This window comes from Metamycoplasma faucium, from assembly GCF_045160055.1.
In the GTDB taxonomy this organism is placed as follows: Bacteria; Bacillota_I; Bacilli_A; order Mycoplasmatales; family Metamycoplasmataceae; genus Metamycoplasma; species Metamycoplasma faucium.
Map to the genome: position 1 here is coordinate 746,896 of NZ_CP088155.1, position 21,174 is coordinate 768,069.

The 21,174-nt window shown below is 23.4% G+C and carries 17 protein-coding genes; 3 read left to right on the forward strand and 14 right to left on the reverse strand.

The genetic code is table 4. The features are described 5' to 3' along the window. The first annotated feature begins 18 nt into the window (after window positions 1-18). Together LQ356_RS03435 and LQ356_RS03440 are read left to right on the forward strand one after the other, a co-directional pair. Entirely contained in the window at window positions 19-519 is a 501-nt protein-coding gene (locus tag LQ356_RS03435) for an MAG0490 family ComEA-like DNA-binding protein (RefSeq protein WP_405311547.1), read from the forward strand. After that, complete coding sequence (locus tag LQ356_RS03440; protein WP_405311549.1) at window positions 444-1,823, forward strand: MAG0480 family ComEC-like protein; 1,380 nt, start codon at window positions 444-446, stop codon at window positions 1,821-1,823. The genes LQ356_RS03435 and LQ356_RS03440 overlap by 76 nt, the downstream gene beginning before the upstream one ends. On the opposite strand, the gene ligA is transcribed toward LQ356_RS03440, so the two are convergent. The 12 genes from ligA to LQ356_RS03500 form a co-directional block, all read right to left on the reverse strand. Then, window positions 1,771-3,777: an NAD-dependent DNA ligase LigA gene (ligA, locus tag LQ356_RS03445; RefSeq protein WP_405311550.1), complete on the reverse strand. Its 2,007-nt coding sequence runs from the start codon at window positions 3,775-3,777 to the stop codon at window positions 1,771-1,773. The two genes, LQ356_RS03440 and ligA, sit on opposite strands and share 53 nt — an antisense overlap. Window positions 3,778-3,780: 3 nt before the next feature. After that, on the reverse strand, window positions 3,781-4,725 hold the full coding sequence (locus LQ356_RS03450; RefSeq protein WP_405311552.1) for an energy-coupling factor transporter transmembrane component T family protein: 945 nt from the start codon (window positions 4,723-4,725) through the stop codon (window positions 3,781-3,783). Beyond that, complete coding sequence (locus tag LQ356_RS03455; RefSeq protein WP_405311554.1) at window positions 4,718-5,761, reverse strand: ATP-binding cassette domain-containing protein; 1,044 nt, start codon at window positions 5,759-5,761, stop codon at window positions 4,718-4,720. Before LQ356_RS03455 ends, LQ356_RS03450 begins: the two co-directional genes overlap by 8 nt. Continuing rightward, window positions 5,746-6,549: an energy-coupling factor transporter ATPase gene (locus tag LQ356_RS03460; protein WP_405311556.1), complete on the reverse strand. Its 804-nt coding sequence runs from the start codon at window positions 6,547-6,549 to the stop codon at window positions 5,746-5,748. The genes LQ356_RS03455 and LQ356_RS03460 overlap by 16 nt, the downstream gene beginning before the upstream one ends. Window positions 6,550-6,613: 64 nt before the next feature. Next, window positions 6,614-7,870 carry a leucine-rich repeat protein gene (locus LQ356_RS03465; protein WP_405311557.1) on the reverse strand — a complete coding sequence of 419 codons (1,257 nt, stop codon included), beginning with the start codon at window positions 7,868-7,870 and terminating at the stop codon, window positions 6,614-6,616. 9 nt (window positions 7,871-7,879) lie between these two features. After that, window positions 7,880-9,376 (reverse strand): leucine-rich repeat domain-containing protein, encoded by a 1,497-nt coding sequence (locus LQ356_RS03470; protein WP_405311559.1) that lies wholly within the window; start codon window positions 9,374-9,376, stop codon window positions 7,880-7,882. Between the two features lie 10 nt (window positions 9,377-9,386). Beyond that, window positions 9,387-11,000: an ABC-F family ATP-binding cassette domain-containing protein gene (locus LQ356_RS03475; RefSeq protein ID WP_405311561.1), complete on the reverse strand. Its 1,614-nt coding sequence runs from the start codon at window positions 10,998-11,000 to the stop codon at window positions 9,387-9,389. Between the two features lie 116 nt (window positions 11,001-11,116). Then, window positions 11,117-12,646, reverse strand: a complete 1,530-nt coding sequence (locus LQ356_RS03480; RefSeq protein ID WP_405311563.1) for a hypothetical protein — start codon at window positions 12,644-12,646, stop codon at window positions 11,117-11,119. Between the two features lie 100 nt (window positions 12,647-12,746). Beyond that, a complete protein-coding gene (locus tag LQ356_RS03485; protein ID WP_405311564.1) occupies window positions 12,747-13,505 on the reverse strand; it encodes a hypothetical protein in 759 nt (252 codons plus the stop codon). 178 nt (window positions 13,506-13,683) lie between these two features. After that, on the reverse strand, window positions 13,684-14,013 hold the full coding sequence (locus LQ356_RS03490) for a hypothetical protein (protein WP_405311566.1): 330 nt from the start codon (window positions 14,011-14,013) through the stop codon (window positions 13,684-13,686). Between the two features lie 30 nt (window positions 14,014-14,043). After that, a complete protein-coding gene (locus LQ356_RS03495) occupies window positions 14,044-16,881 on the reverse strand; it encodes a cation-translocating P-type ATPase (protein ID WP_405311568.1) in 2,838 nt (945 codons plus the stop codon). 16 nt (window positions 16,882-16,897) lie between these two features. After that, window positions 16,898-18,562, reverse strand: coding sequence for a hypothetical protein (locus LQ356_RS03500; protein WP_405311570.1), 1,665 nt, complete (start codon window positions 18,560-18,562; stop codon window positions 16,898-16,900). A gap of 105 nt (window positions 18,563-18,667) precedes the next feature. On the opposite strand from LQ356_RS03500, the gene LQ356_RS03505 reads away from it, so the two are divergent. Then, window positions 18,668-19,939 (forward strand): IS3 family transposase, encoded by a 1,272-nt coding sequence (locus LQ356_RS03505; RefSeq protein ID WP_405311571.1) that lies wholly within the window; start codon window positions 18,668-18,670, stop codon window positions 19,937-19,939. Window positions 19,940-19,977: 38 nt separating this feature from the next. On the opposite strand, the gene LQ356_RS03510 is transcribed toward LQ356_RS03505, so the two are convergent. Both LQ356_RS03510 and LQ356_RS03515 read right to left on the reverse strand, forming a co-directional pair. Further along, the gene (locus LQ356_RS03510; RefSeq protein ID WP_405311572.1) at window positions 19,978-20,907 is read right to left on the reverse strand and encodes an MAGa3780 family membrane protein; all 930 of its coding nucleotides are present in this window, start codon (window positions 20,905-20,907) and stop codon (window positions 19,978-19,980) included. 96 nt (window positions 20,908-21,003) lie between these two features. Then, window positions 21,004-21,171, reverse strand: a complete 168-nt coding sequence (locus tag LQ356_RS03515) for a hypothetical protein (protein ID WP_405311574.1) — start codon at window positions 21,169-21,171, stop codon at window positions 21,004-21,006. Window positions 21,172-21,174 lie beyond the last annotated feature (3 nt).

Consider the following 21,174-nt stretch of genomic DNA (forward strand, 5'->3'; position numbering starts at 1 on the left):
TAATTATAAGGATATAAAATGAATAAAAAAAGACATAAAATTATTTTTATTAGTGGAACTTTTTTAGTTACCTCTATTTTTTTGATTTCAACAGTTTTAATTACAACAAAAAATAAATCAAAAAATAAAAATGTTGATAATAAATATATTAATATCAAAATTTATGGAGCTATTTTATATCCTGGTGAATACTCATTTACTAAAGGAGTAACATTAAAAGATATCCTAACAAAAGTTAAGCTTTTAAGTACTGCTGATATATCACAATTAAGCTTTAGACAAACTTATAGTAAAGATAGTATCATTCACATAAAATATAAAAAAACTACAAAATTTCATATAAGAGAAATTGTTTCAATTAATCAATTAATAGAATTTGGAATCAAAAAGAACATAGCAATAAAAATATTTAATTTTTTAAAATCTAAAAATTATCAAATTACATGAGAAGAAATTGGAAAGATATCAGGAGTTGGTGAAGTGACTTTATCAATTCTCAAAAACAGGCTAATAATTTAGTTTATTTGTTTCAATCATTATTAATTGGTATATCTATTTTTCTTTTATACAAATATTGATTTAGTTTTATTTGGTTTACATTTTTGCTTGTATTAATTTTGATTAATATTTTTAATTATAAATGTTTAATAATAGGGATAAATCTAGGGATAATTTTTATCATTTCAAATCTAATTTTTTTAAGTTTTATAAATAATTTAAACAATCAAAGCATAGATGGTAATTTTAAAGTTATTAAGACATTTAATTCGTCATTTTTAATAAATTATAATGGAACTAACATTTTAATTTATTCCAAACAAAAATATGAGTTAAATGAATATTTAAAAATAACTGGAACGGTTCATAAAATTAATGAGCTAAGTTCATTTAATATTACGAATGCCACATATTTATATATTAATAAGCCACAAATTGAAAGAATAGGAACAAATATTGACCAATTAGGTAAAATAATTAACAGTAATAATATATCTAGTCATTTTTTGAATTTATTTTTATATGGTAAAAGCAAAAATATAGAACTAAATGAAACAATTAGAGAATTGAATATTGCACATTTTTTCACAATCAGCGGTTTTCATTTTGGAATTATTTATTTAATGCTAAATAAATTATTTAGGAAAATAAAGATTTTGAATAATTTTAAATTTTCTATATTTTTTGTTTTATTTATATATCTTTTAATTTTGGGGTTTCCTATTTCAGCATTTAGAGCATTCTTATTTTTATTATTAATTGAAATTAATAAAAAGTTCTTTAAAGATAAATATGAAAACTTAACTATCTTATCAACAATAGCAATAATTTTTATTCTGTTTAACACAAATTTATTATTTAACTATTCCTTTGTTATGTCATTTACAATAACTTTTGTTATTTTAATGGTTAATAAAATATTTAAAAACATTAAGCATTATTGATTGAAAACAATACTAATTACATTATGTGCATATATTTCATCATTAAGTATAACAATTACATTTAATGAAAAAATAAGTCTGTTTGGATACATATATCAATTATTTTTTATGCCAATCTTAACAGTTAGTTATTTAGTAAGTTTATTTTTCTTTTGAACAAAATATTTCATAAATTATTATTTTTTAGTCATACAAAAAATAATTTTCTCCCTTAATAAAATAAATGTTTTAATAAACATTAAAAAAACATATATATTCGCTTTTTTAATACATATGTTTTTGTCTATTAATTATAATTTGTGAATGAACTTAGTAACTTTAAAAAAATTTATTTTGATTCGTTTGTTTTTAATAAGTTATAAAATTCATCTTCTGAAATAATTTTAATGTTTAATTCTTTGGCTTTTTTAAGTTTAGATCCTGCATCATCTCCGCATAATAAATATGTGGTTTTTTTAGATATTGCATTCATAATATTTCCGTTGTTAGTCTTAATAATTTGTTCAAAGTAATTTCTAGGTTTTGAAAGCGTACCAGTTATTACAAAACTGATGTTTTCAAATGTTTTACTTTTAATATTAGATTTATATTTTAAATCTAAACCTAAATCTATTAATTTGTTAACTATATTAATATTTTCTTGTTCAGATACTCATTGTTTTAAGGAACCAATAATTTTTTCACCTATTTCATTGTAAGATATCAATAGATCAAAATTATATGTTAAGAAATTACTTAGTTTTAAAACTTTAGAGGCAATAAAAGTTGCAACTTTTTGTCCTATATGTTTAATTGATAAACCAAATAGTAAACTTTCTAAACTATTTTCTCTTGATTTTTCTATTGAATCAAGAATTTTTAAAATTGATTTAGGTCCAAAATTATCTAATTTTGTTAATGATGCAATATATTCTTTTAAAGTATAGAAGTCAGTTACTGAATTAAGATAACCTAATTGAATAAATTTATTGATAATTTTTTCGCCCATTGAAAAGAAATTCATACAATCTTTTGAAGCAAAATGAATTAATTTACGTTTATTTATCTCAGGGCAATTTCTATTTAAACAATATTCTTCTAAATAATTATTTGCATTATACAAGAGACTATTGCAATAAGGACATTTATCAATATGTGGATATACATCAATTTTATTTTTATAACTAACAAGACCAATTATGCAGGGTATTATTTCACCTGCTTTTTTAACATAAACTTTATCATTAACATTAAGATTTAATTCCTTAACATAATTATAGTTATTTAAGGTTGCATATTCAACAATACTACCACTAATTTGAGTTGGATCTAAAGAACAATTATATGTAACTAATCCCGTTCTACCAATTGTTACAAAAATACTTTTTATTTTTGTTTCAGCAATGTTTGGTTCATATTTAAAAGCTATTGCCCAATGTGGAAATTTTTGAGTTTGGCCAAGCATATCATAATATTTAAGTTCATTAAGTTTAATAACTATTCCATCAGTTTCATAATCTAGCAATAATTTTTGATTTTTAAAATCATTAATATATTTTTCAATTTCATCTAATGAAGTTAAAACTTTATAAATATTAGTTGTTTTAAAATTATATTTTTGCAAAAACATAAAAGTTTCATTCATTGTTTTAATATTATGTTCTTGGTGATTAATTATATAGTATAAAAAAGCAGAAAGATTTCGTTTAGCAACAATTTTAGGATCAAGTTGTCTTAAAGTGCCTGCAGCTGCATTTCTCGGATTTGAAAAAGGTATGTTTCCTTTTAATTTTAAATTATTATTTAATTCATTAAAAATTGATAATGATAAATAAACTTCGCCTCTAACTTCTAAATCTTTTTTATAATCTATTTCTTTAGGTATATCACTAATTTGTAATGCATTTTGAGTTACATCTTCACCAACAAGCCCATCTCCTCTTGTTAGTGCTTGAATTAATTTTCCATTATGATATTTTAAGGAAATAGATAAACCATCAATTTTTGGTTCAATAAAAAGAGAATAATCTAACGTATTTTTTTTAATATTATCAATAAATTTTTGAATTTCTTCTAATGAATATGCTTTATTTAATGAAAGCATAGGATAATCATGATTTACTTTTTTAAATATAGTTAAAGAACTAGCATTAATTTTTTGAGTTGGCGAATTTTTTAATTCTTCATATGTAAACAAAGAAGCATATTGTTTTTCGAGTTTAATTAATTTATTGATTTCTGTGTCATATATTTCATCTGATACTATCGGTGAATCTAAATTATAATAAGCATTGTCTCACTCATTAATCTTTTTCTGTAAATCTAAAATTTCTTTTTTTATTTTAGTGTTGTCCATATTTTAAACCCTTTGAAATGATTGTACTCATCAATTAGGTAATGAAATTGATTGAATTTGACAAACTATTACCATTGCAACACATCCAAGTATTACAAATGTTACAAGAATATCTCTTCACGAAATAGAAAGTTCACGATAAACACTTCTTTTTGCATAAGGTTCATATCCTCTGGCAGTCATTGCATCCGCTAAATCATTTGCTTTTGAAAATGAGGCAACAAATAAAGGAACAATTAATACAACAAAAGCTTTAGTTTTATCTTTTAATTTTCCGTGTTTAAAATCAATTCCCCTGCTAGCTTGTGCCTTCATTATTCTTGTTGCTTCATCTAATAAAGTAGGAATAAATCTAAGTGCAATTGAAATTATCATTGTAATTATTTCAGTTGGAAATTTAATTAATTTAAGTGGATACAATATGTCATTAATAGCTTTTGTTAAAAATACAGGCTTAGTTGATATAGTTAAAATTGTTGTAGTTAAAATAACGCCATAAATTCTAAAAAATATTGATACTGTTCTAATTATTGTAAATTTTGTTAGTTGAAAAGTTTTTGTTTCACCAAATGGCGCTCAATATATATCATTAATAATAGTTTGCCCACGATGAAAAACATAAGAATCAACATTAGACTCACCAGCAATAGGTACATATGGTATGTTTAAATCTTGTTGTGCTCCCTTAATAGTTAGCATATTAACTATTAATATAAAAAGTGCAATATATAAGGGAGTCTTTAACTTTTTCAATAAAGATAAAAAAGATTTAGTAGCAATAACATACATAATTGCAATAATAGCTATAAGAATAGAAAGTGTCACAAAATGATCTGCAATAAAAAATAAAATAATAAATAAAATATTAGCCATAAATTTTAGCCGAGGGTATAGTTTATGAACAAATGTATCTAAATTAACATATTTACCAATAATTGCTTTAGACATTTTTCTTACCTTTCTTATTATGCAAAATTTCATTTAATCTATTTGCTAATTCGTCAATAGAAGTTATTTTACCGATTTTAAATCCTCTATCTTCTAATTTATTAACAAAAGATAATAATTTTGTTGGTATTAAATTATTTTCAAGTAAAAACTTATTGTCATTTAATATTAAATATGTATCACCATCATGAATAATTTTACCCTCTTTGATAAAAATAGTTCGCTTAGTTCATTTTAATGCATTGTCTAAATCATGAGTAACAATAATAATTGTTGTTCCTTTTTCCTTGTTTAAATTAGCAAATAATTGAAGCATTTCTTGCACACCTTGAGGATCAAGTCCAGCAGTTGGCTCATCTAAAATTAAAAAAGATGGTTCCATTGCTAAAATACCAGCAAGAGCTACTCTACGTTTTTGCCCGCCTGATAAATCAAATGGTGATCTTTGTAAATAATCTTCTGGCAAACCAACTAATTTAATATACTCTTTTGCTAGTTCTTTTGCTTTTTCCTTTTTAACGCCCATTGAAACTGGTCCAAAAATAATATCCTTTTCAATAGTTGATTCAAAAAGTTGATACTCAGCAAATTGAAAAACAACACCAATTTGTTTTCTTATATTTTTAATATATTTAATTCTGCGTTTAGTTTTTTTAATATTTAAATCAACCGTAATTATTTCAACACGATCTTTTTTATTTAGAGTTTTAATATCTTTCTTTTTTTGTAATCATTTATTTAAATCATCTTCATATTTTTGTTTTTCAATTTCGGTTGCATTTTTATTAAGTTTGGGTTTTTTACCTAATTTTAGCTTAATTGAAATCGGTAAACCTAAATAATCAATGCTTCCTTTGTCGGGCATATTTAATAAATTAAGATGTTCAATAAAAGTAGTTTTTCCTGAGCCCGTTGGACCAATAACGGAAATAGCTTCACCTTCAGATATTTCTAATGAAACATTATCTAATACTTTAATATATGATGGTAATTTCCGGTCAAATTCCTTTGAAATATTATTTACTTTAATTTGCATAATTGTTTTATTAATTCCTCTTCATTATAAGTTGCATTAATTCCTTTAACCATTTCACTTAATTTATATATAAATGGTGAATCAATTTTTGCAATTTCAATAATTTCTTTATTGTTTAAAATTTCGATAGGGCTTCCTGTAGCAATAACATGGCCTCCAGAAAAAACAATTAATGTATCTGCTAATAATGCTTCATCCATATCATGTGTAATTGAAATCAATGTTTTATTAGTTTTCTTGTGTAAATCATGAATTATTTTATAAATATCATTGCGCCCTTTTGGATCAAGCATTGAGGTTATTTCATCAAAAATTATCACTTCTGGATCTAATGCTAAAGTTGATGCAATAGCAACTCTTTGTTTTTGACCTCCAGAGAGATATTGAGGTTCTCTTTCCAAATGTTGTTCCATATCAACTTCTCTAGCATATTTATGAACATATTCCTGCATTTGTTCTTGACTCATCAATTTATTTTCAAGACCGAAAGCAATATCGTCCTCGACAGTAGAACCAATAAATTGATTATCAGGATTTTGAAAAACAATACCAATTTTTTTTCTAATGTCTAAAATATTCTCAGAATTTATTTCAATTCCATCAACAATAATTTTCCCATTATTTGCTTTATATAAAGCTGATAAAAGCTTAGAAAATGTTGATTTACCAGAACCATTATGTCCTAAAATTGCAATATATTTTCCAGATTCTATTGTTAAATTAATATTTTCAAGTGCATATTTTTTAGCGCCTGGATATTTATAAAATAGTTTTTTGATTTCAATCATAATTTATTAATTATAAATTATTTATTATAAAAATAAATGCCATTTTTAGCTCTAATTTATTATTTTAATTTAGATTCATTATTAAATGATTAGTAGATTTTTCATAAACTTGTTTGCCATTTATAACTTTATAATTATCATTTTCACCATTAACGTTTCCGTTAATCATAATTTTCTTTAATTTTTTGCAATTTTTAAATGAATCGGTCTCAATTTTTTTTACATTTTTTAAATCTAATGTTTCTAATGAATTGCATTCCGAAAAAGCATTGTGTCCGATTTTTTCTACTTCTCTTAAATTTATTTCACTTAATGAGGAACAAGTTGCAAATGCAAATTGTTTAATTTCTTTTACTCCTTTTAAATCAATAGATTTTAATTGATGATTAAAAGCAAAAGCACTTTCGGAAATTACTTTTATTTTAGATAAATTATTAATTGATTTTAAAGAAGTACATTCATAAAATGAACCATCACTAATTTCATTTACATTTTTTAAATCTATAGATGTTAGTGAATGACAAAAAGCAAATGCATTTGATCATATTTTTTTTACATTCATTAAATCAATAGTTTCAAAATCATTATGAAAAAAAGCATAATCTTTTATTTCATAAACATCATTTGGTAAATAAATTCTTTTAACATATAATTTTTTAATTCTATCTTTTAGTCCTAATAATTTATTGTTTTGAATATTTAATTTATTCTGATATGCATTCTCATAATTTTTGCAATTATTAAATGACAATTGATGTAGTTTCATATTTAAAACATCATCATTAAACTCCAAATCATAACAATTAGAAAATGCATATTTTTCAATTATTTTAGTATTTGGAATATTTATTTTTCGTAAATTCTTGCAATTTTCAAATGTTTTATATTTTATTGTTTTTAGTCTAGAAGCATTAAATTCCTCAAGTTCTTTACAATTTTGAAATGTAAATTCACCTAAATTAATTAATGATTTTAGGTTTATTTTTTTTAATCCAGTATTGCTAAATGCTTCTTTACCAATTTCTTTAATGTTTTCTAAATTTATCCTTCTAAGTTTTCTAAAATCTTTAAAAACATTATCACTAATTTTTGTTATAAAATTAGGCAAATTTATTTCTTCTTTTTCTTTAAGAGATAAATCTACCGATTTCAAAATGTAATCACTGCCTTCCTTAACAAAATTAAAATTAGGATTATTCTTTCTTAGCTCATCAAGATTATCATCTTTTATTTTTTTACAACTTGATAATATTAAAGTTACTGAAGAAACAAAAAATATTAAATTAGTATATAAACAGAATTTTCTGAAATATTTTTTCACATGTATCCTTTATGAAAGATCAACTATTAAACTATTATTACTTTTATCATAAACTTGCTTTCCATCTATAACTTTATAATTATTGTTTTGTCCATTTTTGTTTCCATTAATCAAAATAGTCTTAAGTGCTTCACATTCTAAAAATATATTTTTAGAAATTTTTTTAACATTTTTAAGATCAAATTGAACTAATGATGAACATCCAGAAAAAGCTTCGTCATATATTTCTTCAGTGTTTCTTATATCAATAGATGACAATGCAGTACAATTTCAAAACACTTTTTTACCTATTTTCTTAACATTTTTAAGATCAAGTAAAGTTAAAGATTCACATCTGCTAAAAGCAAATTCGTCAATTTCCTTAACATTATTAAAATTTATTGTTGTTAAAGATTCACAACCAATAAATGCTCTATTAGCAATTTTTTCAATTTTTTTAAAATCAATAGAAGTTAATGCTTTGCATTTTGAAAAAGCATTATTCCCAATACTTTTAGCTTTTGCAAAATCAATAGTTTCTAAAGAAGAACAACTTGAAAAAGCATTTAATTGAAATACTTCAATATTTTTAAGGTTAATGTTTTTTAACGATGTGCATTCATAAAAACAACCTTCACTTATTTCTTTTAGTTTATTCAAATTTTGAACAGTTTCTAAACCATAACAATTTGAAAAAGCAGAAGTTCCGATTTCTTTTAAATTGCTTAAATCTAGTGATGTAAGGGATTTATTATTCATAAATGAATAACTACCAATTTTTTCAATATTTTTTAAATCTATATTATTTAACGAAGTACAACTGGAAAAGGCCTCATTCGGAATTTCTTTTAAATTAGATAAAGAAATTTTTTCTAATGAAGTGCAACTTGAAAAAGAATATTCTTCTATTTTTTGAACCTTGTCAATATTTAGATTCTTCAATGAATAGCAGTACTTAAATGCATAAGCACCAATCTTTTTAACATTATCAATATTTATTTTTTTTAATAATTTGCAAGCATAAAAAGCATAATCTTTTATTTCTTTGACGTTTTCAATACTAATTTCTTTTAAATTTTCGTAATTTTGAAAAGTTTTAGATTCAATTGTTTCTAGTTTTGGTGCATTAATTTTAGTTATTGATTTACAACCCAAAAAAGTTGAGGGATCAAGTTTATTTAAAGAATCTAATTTTAACTCTTCTAAATTAGTATTGGAAAATGCTTCTTTGCCAATTTCTTTAATATTTTCTAAATTTATTTTTCTAAGTTTTTTAAAATCTTTAAAAACTTTGTCACTAATTTTTGTTATGAAATTAGGTAAATTTATTTCTTCTTTTTCTTTAAGTGAAAAATCGACTGATTTTAATATATAATCAATACCTTTCTTAATAAAATTAAAGTTAGGATTATTTTTCTTTAATTCTTCAAAATCGTCATTTGTTATTTTTTTGCAACTTAATGTTACTAGAGGTAAACTCATTAATATTACTGTTGAGAATAAAATTGCCTTATTTTTTAATTTCATGTCATTACCCTTATTTTAATATTAATTTTTCATATTCTTCTAAATCACCATAAAATATAAAGCTTTCAGTTGGGCGAATTTCTAAAATAACATTTGCACAATCTCTAATCATTGTATGATTATAAGTAGTAAAAATAGATGAACCTTTATATGTTTTTATTGCTTCAATTAATGAATCAATTGATTCAGAATCAAGATGGTCTAACGGTTGATCAAAAATTAAGAAATTACTTTCTTCCAACATCAGTTTTGAAAGCATTAGTCTAACTTTTTCTCCCCCGCTTGTAACGTTAACATTTTTAAATACTGAATCATTTGAAAATAACATTCTCCCTAGGAACGAACGCATTCTACTATCGGAATTATCTTTTGTTTCTTTTGTTGAATTATTTAAAGGTCATTTTGATATCCACTCAATTATTGTTTCACTATTTTGAAAAAATTCTAGATTATTATTTGGTAGATAATTTGGTTTTACTGTTATTCCTCATTCAATCGTCCCTGATAATGGTTTAATTTTGCCAAAAATAATTTCTAAGAATTTTGTTTTAGCAATATCATCATCACCAACTATTGCCAATTTATCGCCTGCTTTTAAATTAAAGGAAACATTTTCAAATAACGTCTCTCCTAATTCATTTTTATAAGTTAACCCTTCAACTTTAAGAATTTGTTTACCTAAGGGTCTATTTATATCAAATTTTATAAAAGGATATTTACGAGATGATGGTTTTATTTCATCGATTTCAATTTTTTCTAATAATTTTTTACGACTAGTTGCTTGCTTAGATTTTGAAGCATTGGCAGAAAATCGTGCAATAAACTCTTTTAGTTTTGCAGCTTGTTCTTCTTTTTTCAGATTTAGCTTTTGTTGCATTTCTAGTAACAATTGGCTTGACTCTTTTCAAAATGAATAATTTCCAGTAAATAATTTTGCTTCATTATAATCAATATCAATTATATGAGTACATATTTCATCTAAAAAATCACTATCATGACTAACAACAATAACAATATGTTCATAATTAGCTAAAAAATTTTCTAATCATTTAATTGTTTTTAAATCAAGACGATTTGTTGGTTCGTCCATGATTAATATATCAGGATTGCCAAATAATGCTTTTGCTAATAATACTTTAACTTTTTCATTAGCTTTCAATTCGCTCATTTTAGTTTCTCATTTAGATTTTTCAATACCTAAATTAGAAAGCAATGTTTGTGCATCGTTTTCAGCATTTCAACCACCCATTTCGCCATATTTTTGTTCTAACAAACTAGCTTTTTCATAGTCTTCAGAAGTTGCATTAGGATTTTCATATATTCTATTTTTTTCAATGTTAAGGTCATATAATTCTTTATTCCCCATAATAACAACTTCAGTAACTATTAAATTATCAAACTCATTTTGGTTTTGGCCCAAAACACTTAATCTTGCATTTTTATCTTTAATAATTTGTCCCTCAGATTGTTCTTGCTCACCACTTAAAATTTTTAAAAAGGTAGATTTACCAACACCGTTTGCCCCAATTATTCCATATACATTTCCAGACAAAAACTTTAAATTTACATTGCTAAATAATTTTTTATCTGAAAAAATTTTGCTTAAATTTGAAACTTCTAACATCATAACTCCAACGAAAATATTATTAGTTTATTATACTAAACTAATTAATAAATTGGGTAAAGTGAATCTCTAATGAAAATAAAAAACGACGCATAAGCATCGTTAAGATTCATTAATTATTTTTTAATTAATTCAAATTCATAATTTGCATCATTATCAACCAAAGTTTGTTTTTTATCATTAGATTTAGACAATAATGAATTAACTAATACAAATTCAACAACTAGTTTTTTTGTCATTTCATCATATCTAGTTAAATTTGCACCATTAGCATGATCAATGCCTTTATTTTCGAGTTTTGTTGAAATTCTAATTACAGTTTTAGCAAATTCCATAAATTGTTTTAAAACCGTATCTTTATAATCAAATAATGTAAATATAGATCTACCTAATCTATAACCTTTATCTGAGGAATATGAAGCTAAATAATTGTCTTTACTCTTAAAATTATTTATTGCCAAATCTATATCTTTTTGTGTAACCTTTTTAATTACATCATCTTTAACTTTATTGAATACAATATTGAATAATTTTGCTAAATGATTTCCTAATTCTTTATAAAAATTTGTAACTTCTTTTTTAAGTTCATTAAAGTTTGCAAATTCTTTTACTAATAATTCATTATATTTAGTTTTTAATTCAACTAGTTTTTTATATTCTTCTGAATTTTCATCTTTATCAATAATTGATTTAAATGTTTCTTTTTTGATTAAACCTTTTTTGTCATCAAATATATTTTTTAATTTTTCAAATGAAAAACCATAGCCTGAAAATTTAATATATTTGTCTGCTTTTGCTTTAATTTTAGCAGCATTTTCACTTAATAATTTAATAATTTCAGTAACTTTTGAAAGTTCAAATTTTTCTGAATTTGATATATATTCAGTTGCAAATTTATAAGCGATTTCATATATTTGAGAATACCCTTCATTTTTGAAAAGATCATCTTTAATTAATTTAATATATCTTTTACCATTTTTGTATTCTTTTTGCAATTTAATAAATTCATCAAATAATTTAAGTCTTTCAAAATTTTCCTTATTAAAATCTTTTAGAATATTTGCTAAATCTTCTTTAGCGGTGTCAAATGATCTAGGTCTTTTTGTTTTATTTTCAATTTCTTCATCAGTTGGAAATGTTTGCAAATATTGAACAACTTCATATATCTTATATGAAAAACTATCTCTAAATTCTTCATATGAAAGTAATAATTTTTCTTTCACTTTTTCAAAGTCTTTTTCTGTTAAAGTATCTATTTTTTGTTTGCCTAATTCAAGTTGTGGTAAAAACGAATCAACTTTTTCTTTGATTAATTTTGCAATTTCAATAGTCTTTTTAAGTTCTTCAAGACCTTCTTTTAAATCTTTTTCATCTAAAGAACCAACATAATTATTTCTAATTCTTGTGATAACTTCTTCTAATAATTGTTCAGTATGAGGTAAATTTAATTGATTTATTAATGAAGGTGTAGTAACTTTATCGGGGTTATTTTCATCTTCTTTTTTGTCATCTTCTATCAAACTAATTTGTTCCAAAATTTCTTTACGATATTTTTCATATGTTTTGGAACATGAAACCAATGAAATCGGTGTAGTCATCGAGGCTATAGTAGTTAAACTTAACAAAATTTTATTTATTTTTTTCATTCTTCTCTCCATATATTTTTTTGCATGTTTATTTATTTAAATTATTCGTTTATAAATAAAATAAAACCACACAAAGTGATTTTTAAATTTAAAATTATCTTTATTTTATTAATTCACCATATTTTTTTAGTGATTCATATATATATGTTGCTATTTCAATGTTATATTCAGTAGAATTTTCAAGGAAATTTTTTGCAAACTTGTAAGTAATTTGATATTGTTCTCTAACATTTTGATAATTTGTAGGATTATCATTTAATTTTTGCAATAAGTTTGATGTTTTTTCATATTCTTCATGTAATTCAATTAAAGTTTTATTTAATGCCTTTACTTCTGCTATTTTGTTTGCAATTTCACTCTTTGTTTTTTTAACCAAACTTGCTGCTTCGCCAAATGCTCCGGATTTTTCATTTAATAGTTTATTTACTTTATTAAATCCTTCAACAATTGATTGTTTTATTGCTTTTAATTTAGTTTCTATATATTTCTTATATTTTTTAAAATCTTCATTTTTTAAATTTTCTAAAAGATCTGTAGATTCTTTAATTAATGGATTTAGTTCATTATTAATTGCATTTGCAATTGCATTTGCAACTTTAGCAGATTCCTCTAATTCTTGAAGTCCATTTTGTAAAACTTCATTGTCTAATGAACCAACATTATTTTCTCTAACTCTTTGAATTGCATCAGAAATTGTTTGAGATGCAATATCATTATCTATTTTAGTGCTTAATAATTCATCTATTTTATCTGTTATTAATTTTCTTTTTTCGGTATATTCACAAGATATAACTGTTACTGGTATTGCTAATGGTAATATGCCAGCTAAACTTAAAATAATTTTTTTACTTTGTTTCATATTTTCCTCTTACTTATTTTTTTTACTTTTACTTAATATAAAAAATTATAACATTTTAATTTGATATATTTTTTAACGTTTTGTACTTAAGACATTTAAGCGAAAAAAGAATTCATAAAAACTAAAATTTAACAAAAAAATGAAGCACAATAATCTTGCACTTCAAATTATTTACTAATTAATTAGCAAATCCAGTTAAAAGTTTTTCAAATCCGTAAATATAAACACCTTTTTTAGCCCTAATTTTAACTAATAGTCCATCGCCACGAATTTCAATTTCTAAAACTGACATATTTCAACCGACAGGACCTTTTAACTTGATTTGTTCTTTTTTAACTTGATTAATTTTTAGTTTTGATATATTTTCAATTGAAACCTCAGTTTTATCTCTTACTTGTTTTAAAGTTAATTCTTTATCTCATTTTCAAATACAACTAGTGCTAATCGGAACTAATGTTAGCATTGACATACCCATTAACATGTAAGTTTTTGTTCTTAATTTTAACATTGTATCTCTTTTCTCATATTTTATTATTATCTATCTTTTATTATTTGTTTTTTGATGTTGTTTAATTGTCATGAATATTATTTTATGAATAAAATAAATTGGAATTAAAATAAGAGGAATACCTAATGAAATTAATATTAATTTAGAATTTGTTAATAAGTCATTTGTAATTTTAAATGCTGAATTTATTTTTTTGATAAACGAAACAATAAATAAGAAAAATAAAGAAATAAACACTGATAAATACACTTTTCAATAAAATATTGGATTTTGTAAAATAAGTGGTTTTTTTGACATTAAATTTAGTGCATTAAATGTTGCACAGATACCTAAAATTAGAAATGCAGCAGTTGAACCGTATTCAACAAATTTCTGTGTCATGCCTTGCTCAATCGCTAATTTAGCGCCCAAATAATATCCAATCAGTGATAAAATCCCCATTAAGATACCTTGCCAAAGTGTATTAATACCCATTCCTTTTGCAAATATTGATTCATTTTTTGGTATCGGTTTATCATTCATGTAATTTTCTTTTGATTCTTGCAATCCTAAAGCAATTGCAGGAAAACCATGAGTGAATAAATTAATTCATAAAAGTTGCGTGGCACTTAATATATATAAATCAAAATTATTATTAGCTTTACTATTTATATTTATTTCTTGCTTAAAAATAAATTTGAATATTAACAAACCAAAAAATACTAAAACAATTTCAGCAATTGATGTAATTAGTAAGTTTTGAATAACATTTTTAATTTTTTGATAAATTGAACGGCCATTCTCAATAGCTTTAACAACAGTTGAAAAATTATCATCTGCTAAAATCATATCTGAAGCTTCCTTTGCAGCTTCTGTCCCTGTTATGCCCATTGCACAACCAATTTCTGCTGCCTTTAAGGCAGGTGCATCATTTACACCATCCCCAGTCATTGCAACAACTTGATTTTTCTTTTGTCATGCATGAACTATTCTTATTTTATCTTCAGGTATTGCCCTAGCATATACTGAATATTTCCCAATATTTTTAAATAATTCTTCGTCTGATAATTCTTTTAATTTGTTTCCCTCTATTGCTAAATCACCTTCATGATAAATATCTAATTCTTTTGCAATTGAAATTGCAGTATTAATATTATCTCCAGTGATCATTATGGGTTTAATTCCAGCATTTAAACATAACCTTATAGATTCTTTAGAAGTTTCTCTTGGAGGATCAATCATTGCAACAAGACCAATAAAATCTAGTTTATTTTCAACTAAGTTATACAATTCATTATTTGTTAATGTTTTTAATTCATCTAGATTTGATAACGCTATTTTTTTAGTTGCAATCATTAATACACGATATGAATTATTTGATCATTCTTGAATTTTTGTTTTTAATTCATTAGTCTCTTTGGGTGATAAATTAGTACATTTATTAATTAAAATATCAGGTGCACCCTTTACAATAACAATTGTTTCATCATTAATTTTGTTAATTGAACTCATTAATTTGCGGTCACTATCAAAAGGCAATGAAAACAAACGCGGATATTTTTGTTCTAATTCTTTTTTTGATTTAGTTTGCGACATATTTTCAAGAGCATATAAAAATGCTATTTCAGTAGGATCGCCTACTTCTTTATAAACATTATTTTCTTTAATTAAATTTGCTTCTAAACATAATGAACCATATTCAATTAAGTTTAAATATTTATTTTCTTTAGTGATAGATGAAAATGAATATTTTGAATTTGGTATATACGTATTAACAATTGTCATTTTGTTTTGAGTTAAAGTTCCAGTTTTATCTGAACATATTATAGAACATGAACCTAATGATTCAACTGCCATTAGTGATTTTACAATAGCATTATGTTTAGCCATTTTTTGAATTCCAATCGCTAAAATTATTGAACTAAATGCTACAAGTCCTTCAGGTATTGCTGCAACCGCTAAGGAAATCCCGTTAATAAAAATGGTTGACCAGAAAATTGGGTTTGCAAAACTTTGTTTTGCTAAAGCATGATAAATTATTTGAATTAACATTGACAATAAAAATAATGCAATGCCAGAAAATCCAAATATTTTTCCTAGTTTATTAATCTTAATTTGTAATGGAGTTAATGCTTCTTTTTCTTGTTTAACTAATTTAGAAATCTTACCAAGTTCAGTGTTTTCACCGATTTTTTCAACTAATAAAGTTGCAGTTCCTAATGAAATAATTGAAGAACTAAAAAGAGCGTATTTTCTTTCAGAAATTGATAAATTATCATCTTTAGGAAATTTATAATCTTTTTCTATTGGTTCTGATTCGCCTGTTAATGAACTTTCAATTACTTTTAAGTTATATGAGTTTAATAATGTCCCATCGGCAGGAACTATATCGCCCGCTTCTAAAAACACTATATCTCCAATAGTTATTTCTGAAGATAATATATTAATTAAATTGCCATTTCGCTTAACTTTTGAATATAAAGGATTTAATTTTTTAAGTCCTTCAATTGCTTGTTCTGATTTTATTTCTTGAATTGCCCCAATTAAAGAATTAGTTAAAACAACGAATAAAATAATTGATGGTTCAATAAAACTAATTAATAATTCTGTGGAATATTTTCATTTTACTTGAAAGCCTTGAACTATTGACATAATATATGAAAGTAATGTAGCACATAATAAAATAATAACTAGTAAATCTTTAAATTGGTTAAGATATATTAAAAAAGAATTTTTCTTTTTCTTAATTGCTAATTCATTTTTTCCGAATATTTCTTGGCGTTTTTTTACTTCTTCATTATTTAGGCCTTCTTCGATATTTGTATTTAAATATGCTGAATAATCAATTTGTTCAGTTTTTAATTTTTGGGTTTCTTTCGCTTTATTCATGTTATACCTAATAATACTATATTATTACTTCTTTTAATTTTTTAATTATTTGATCATAATTAAACATTTTATTTCTATCTCTATTGTATAAATAATTTTTCATTATGTTTTTTCATGTCATTCGAAATGTATCTGACTTATCATCCACAGGTTCATGGAACATTTTTAAATCTTGGCCTAAAGAAATTTTTCTCATAATATTTACATAAGATTTAATAGTTGCACTATCTAAATCATTAGCAACCATTTTATATTGTTGAATAAAATTTCTTGAAGGAAATGCATAATTTAATTTAAGAGCAAAATATTCAGTTGGAGTTAAATTTAAATTAAATTTTTTATTATTTATATTAAAAGTTCATGTGTATTTTTTATTATATGCTCAATAAACAAATTTCTTTGTTTCCGCATCTTCTTTTTCAGATTTTTTTATTCCAATTAGATTAACACCTTCGTCAAAAAATGTCTCGTTTGTTTGACTTTCATTTAGCTTTGTTGGAGTTTGAATAATTTCTAGATCTTTATAATTGTTAGTTGTTTTCAAGAAAGCTAATTGACGGGACGACCATTGTGAAAAAATACCATAATTATTAACATAATTTTGATTATGTTCAGTTTTATTGTAATGTAAGACATTGTTTTTAATTAAATTTGCTTGATATTCAAAAATTTCTTTAAGCTTATTATATGACTCAAAACCGTTTGTAAAAAGTTCAGAATAATTTAAATTATGGCCTTTATATTTAAGAAAATAATTATCATAATTACCATTTGCTTTGTTAAATCCTAATAATGTTGTTAGTGTTGATATTCCTTTATTATAAAAAATATGTTTCATATTTTTGTCTTGGAAACTTTGTAATTTGTCGTTTCTTATCAATTTAGAAATAGTTAAAGAAAAATTAAATATTTTTTCATAATAATTAAAAATGCTATCATCATAATTAAAATTTGAGTCAGAAAAAATTTTGTCATTAATAACTGAAGTAATGTTATTTTTATTATCATTAAGTAATTTTCAAATTTTATTTACTTCATTTTTAGTTTTAGCATCTTGACTTTTATAATATTCAATAAATGATTTTAATTTGTTAGCATTTTCATTACTGATTATTGTTTTATTTTTTATTTTATTTTCTAAATTTTTATCTTTATCATTTTGATATGTTTCTTGAAACTTTTGTAATGAATATAAAACATAACCAAGTGTCAGTTTATTTATAACTAATGATTCTGTTCCTGATGCAAAAGGTAAAATATATTGTCCGTTTTGCTTATTAATTTTTGAAAGTCATTTATTAGAACTTAAAAATTGGTTTAAAAGGTCTGAATTTTTTATTTCATTGTAAAAATTAAGTGAGCGTTTATATTTAGAAATCAAATATGCAGCAGAAGGATAGTGAAATAATAAATTTGAAATATTTTTTTCTTTATTTTCTAAATCTAATGAAAGTTGTAAATATAACTTACGTAAATCCGCATATTGTTTAACAACAGCTTTATAATTTTGTGGATTTTCTTTATTATATAAATTAACTAATTCATTAATTAAATTTCGTCTTTGTGGATCGCTAAAGGGATTTAATATTTCAATTTGTCTTTTTTTACAAGATAAAGAAAAAAGAGGGAGTAATGTTATTGTTGCAAAAGATAAAAATAAAATTTTGGTTTTTGATTTCATAATTAATTAATTATAAAATAATCTAGGGTTAAACTAGGACAAAAAAATTAGACTCATAATTAACGTTATGAGTTTTTTTATCATTTTTAAGAAAAGAGGGATTTAATGGGTAGACATTTAAAGAAAAATGAATGATTAAAAGTTTTTAATTTATACGAACTATATATTAACTATGACATAACAAAAAAAGAATTTATGTCTAAATACATTCGAATAACAAAGAAAAATATCAATTATTGAAAGAATGCTTTACATTTGATTAAAACCAAATTTAATAATTATAATTTAGGTATGAATATAGAATCACAGACCGGGAAAGCTCCTAAAAAAGGCAAAAATGTTGGTAGAAGAAAAAAGAATAAAAAGGATGATGAATTAAGAGAAAAATTGCAAGATGAAGCATTGAGTAAATTAAGTAAAGAAGATCTTAAAAAATTAATACTAAACGTTTATTATGAAATAATACTTGATAAATATAAAAGTAAAAATTTGGACGAAGTTGTAAAGAAAATTAAAAAGACAATTTCAAATAAATTAACAAACGCTGGAATAATGAATGTATTAGGTATAAAAAAATCCACCTTTTACTATAGATTGAAAAATAAAAGCAATAGCAAAACACAAAAAATTAAATATGAAATGGAAATAGTTAAAGCTTTTAATACAAATAAAGGTAGATTTGGAAGAGAAAGACTATCTATTTTTCTAAAGAAAAATAATAATATTTCAATAAATGCACGCACTTTAGGTAGATATATGCAAAAACTTAGCTTGCATTGTTCAATAAGACAAGCAAAAAGAAAACGTGAAGTAAAGAATACAAATGTAAAATTTTTAAACATCGCTAATCGAGATTATGATGGAAAAAATAATGATATTTATGCTACTGATGTGTCATACATTCCTTCACCAAAAGATGTGAGAGAAAATCATGTTTATCTATCAGTATTAATTCATCACAAGACCAAAAAAATTGTAAGTTGAAATTTATCAAAAAACAATGATGTTTTTCTTGTAATGAAACATATTTCATCAACAAAATTTCCGTCTAATTTTATAATTCATTCAGATCATGGATATCAGTATTCTTCACATGATTATCTAAATTTTATGAAAAAACATAATGGAATTATTTCAATGTCAAGAGTTGGAAATTCTTTAGATAACAGAGAAATTGAATATTTTTTTTCGATATTAAAAACTGAAATTTTTCCTATTTTTCAACAAAAAGTTAAAACATTAACATTTGATGAGTTAAGAGAAAAAATTGACCAATTTATTAATTGATATAATAATGAAAGATTTATTAAGAAATTCAATTTAAAAACCCCTCATGAATTATGAGAGGCCTATACAAAACAAATAAATCGAGTCTAATTAATTTGTCCTAGTTTAGGGTTTTCCTAGATTATTCATTATTTTAAATTTTGAGTTAAATTTTCTTCTTGTTTGTTAGTATTGATATTTTGTGTTGCAACTGAGCAATTATCGTTAGTTATTCTTTTAATTTTAAATATACCTTTTCACATTCATGCAAATGCAGGAGCTAAAAAAGCGCCAAGTAAAAACATTAATAAATCTAAGATAACTATTATTGCAATTTTTCCGCCTTTATAAAACAAAGGTTTTTCAAAGTTTAAAAATGCATATACAACGACATTATATTTTGAATATTGATCTTTAAACTTAGGAACATTTTTTATCATAATTTGTTTACCAATGAAAAACATAATCATCGCCATAAAGAAATATAATAAAACCATAATATTTGTTAATCATAATTGAGATGTTTTAAGGGTTATATCTTTTCTCACTAGTCCTAACATAATAAATCCAAATAAAGGATTTATAGCATGCAAAATAAATGAGGGAATTGCTGCTGAAGGATTATGTCATACTCCATTTTTTAGAGAAACAAAAAATATTAGTGTTCAATATATAATAAAGGTAATTGTTATATTTGTTACTGCAAAGAAAAAGAAAAATTGTGCTTTTTGTTTGGTTACATATAATGGAAATACAATCATTGAAATTGCTAATAATCAATTACTAATCATTGTAAAAGTTGTGCCTTGATTTCACATTAATGCTAAAGCATTAGGAAAAAATTCTTTACCTTTATCGCCTTGGCCTATTAAAGAATCTGCTCCAGAAGATTTTAATTGTTGGATTGCTTTTTGAATTCCGTGAATATTCATGTAGTGAAGTAAGATTGAAAAATCAATAATCAATAAAATTCAACCTAAAATGAATATTGCTTTTAGTATTGGTTTTCATGTTTTAAATTGTTTAAAAAAACAATTATTACATGATTTAACTTGTTTTGTGTCTTGTTTATTATTCATAATGTCAAAAATTATAAATAAAAACTCAAAATTAATTTGAGTTTTTTTAAACAATTGAATATTGTAGCCTATTCAATACTAAATTTGATTTATATATTATTGGGTAAATGGATTAATTGGATAAGCAATTAATCCATAAGCAGCAACCGCCGCTATTGTAATACCTATAGCAATAACTATTCCAATCATAATTCATGAAATAATTTTACTTTTTTTGCGTTTTTTTTGCATTTCAGTTAATGCATTAATATCATAATTATCCATATT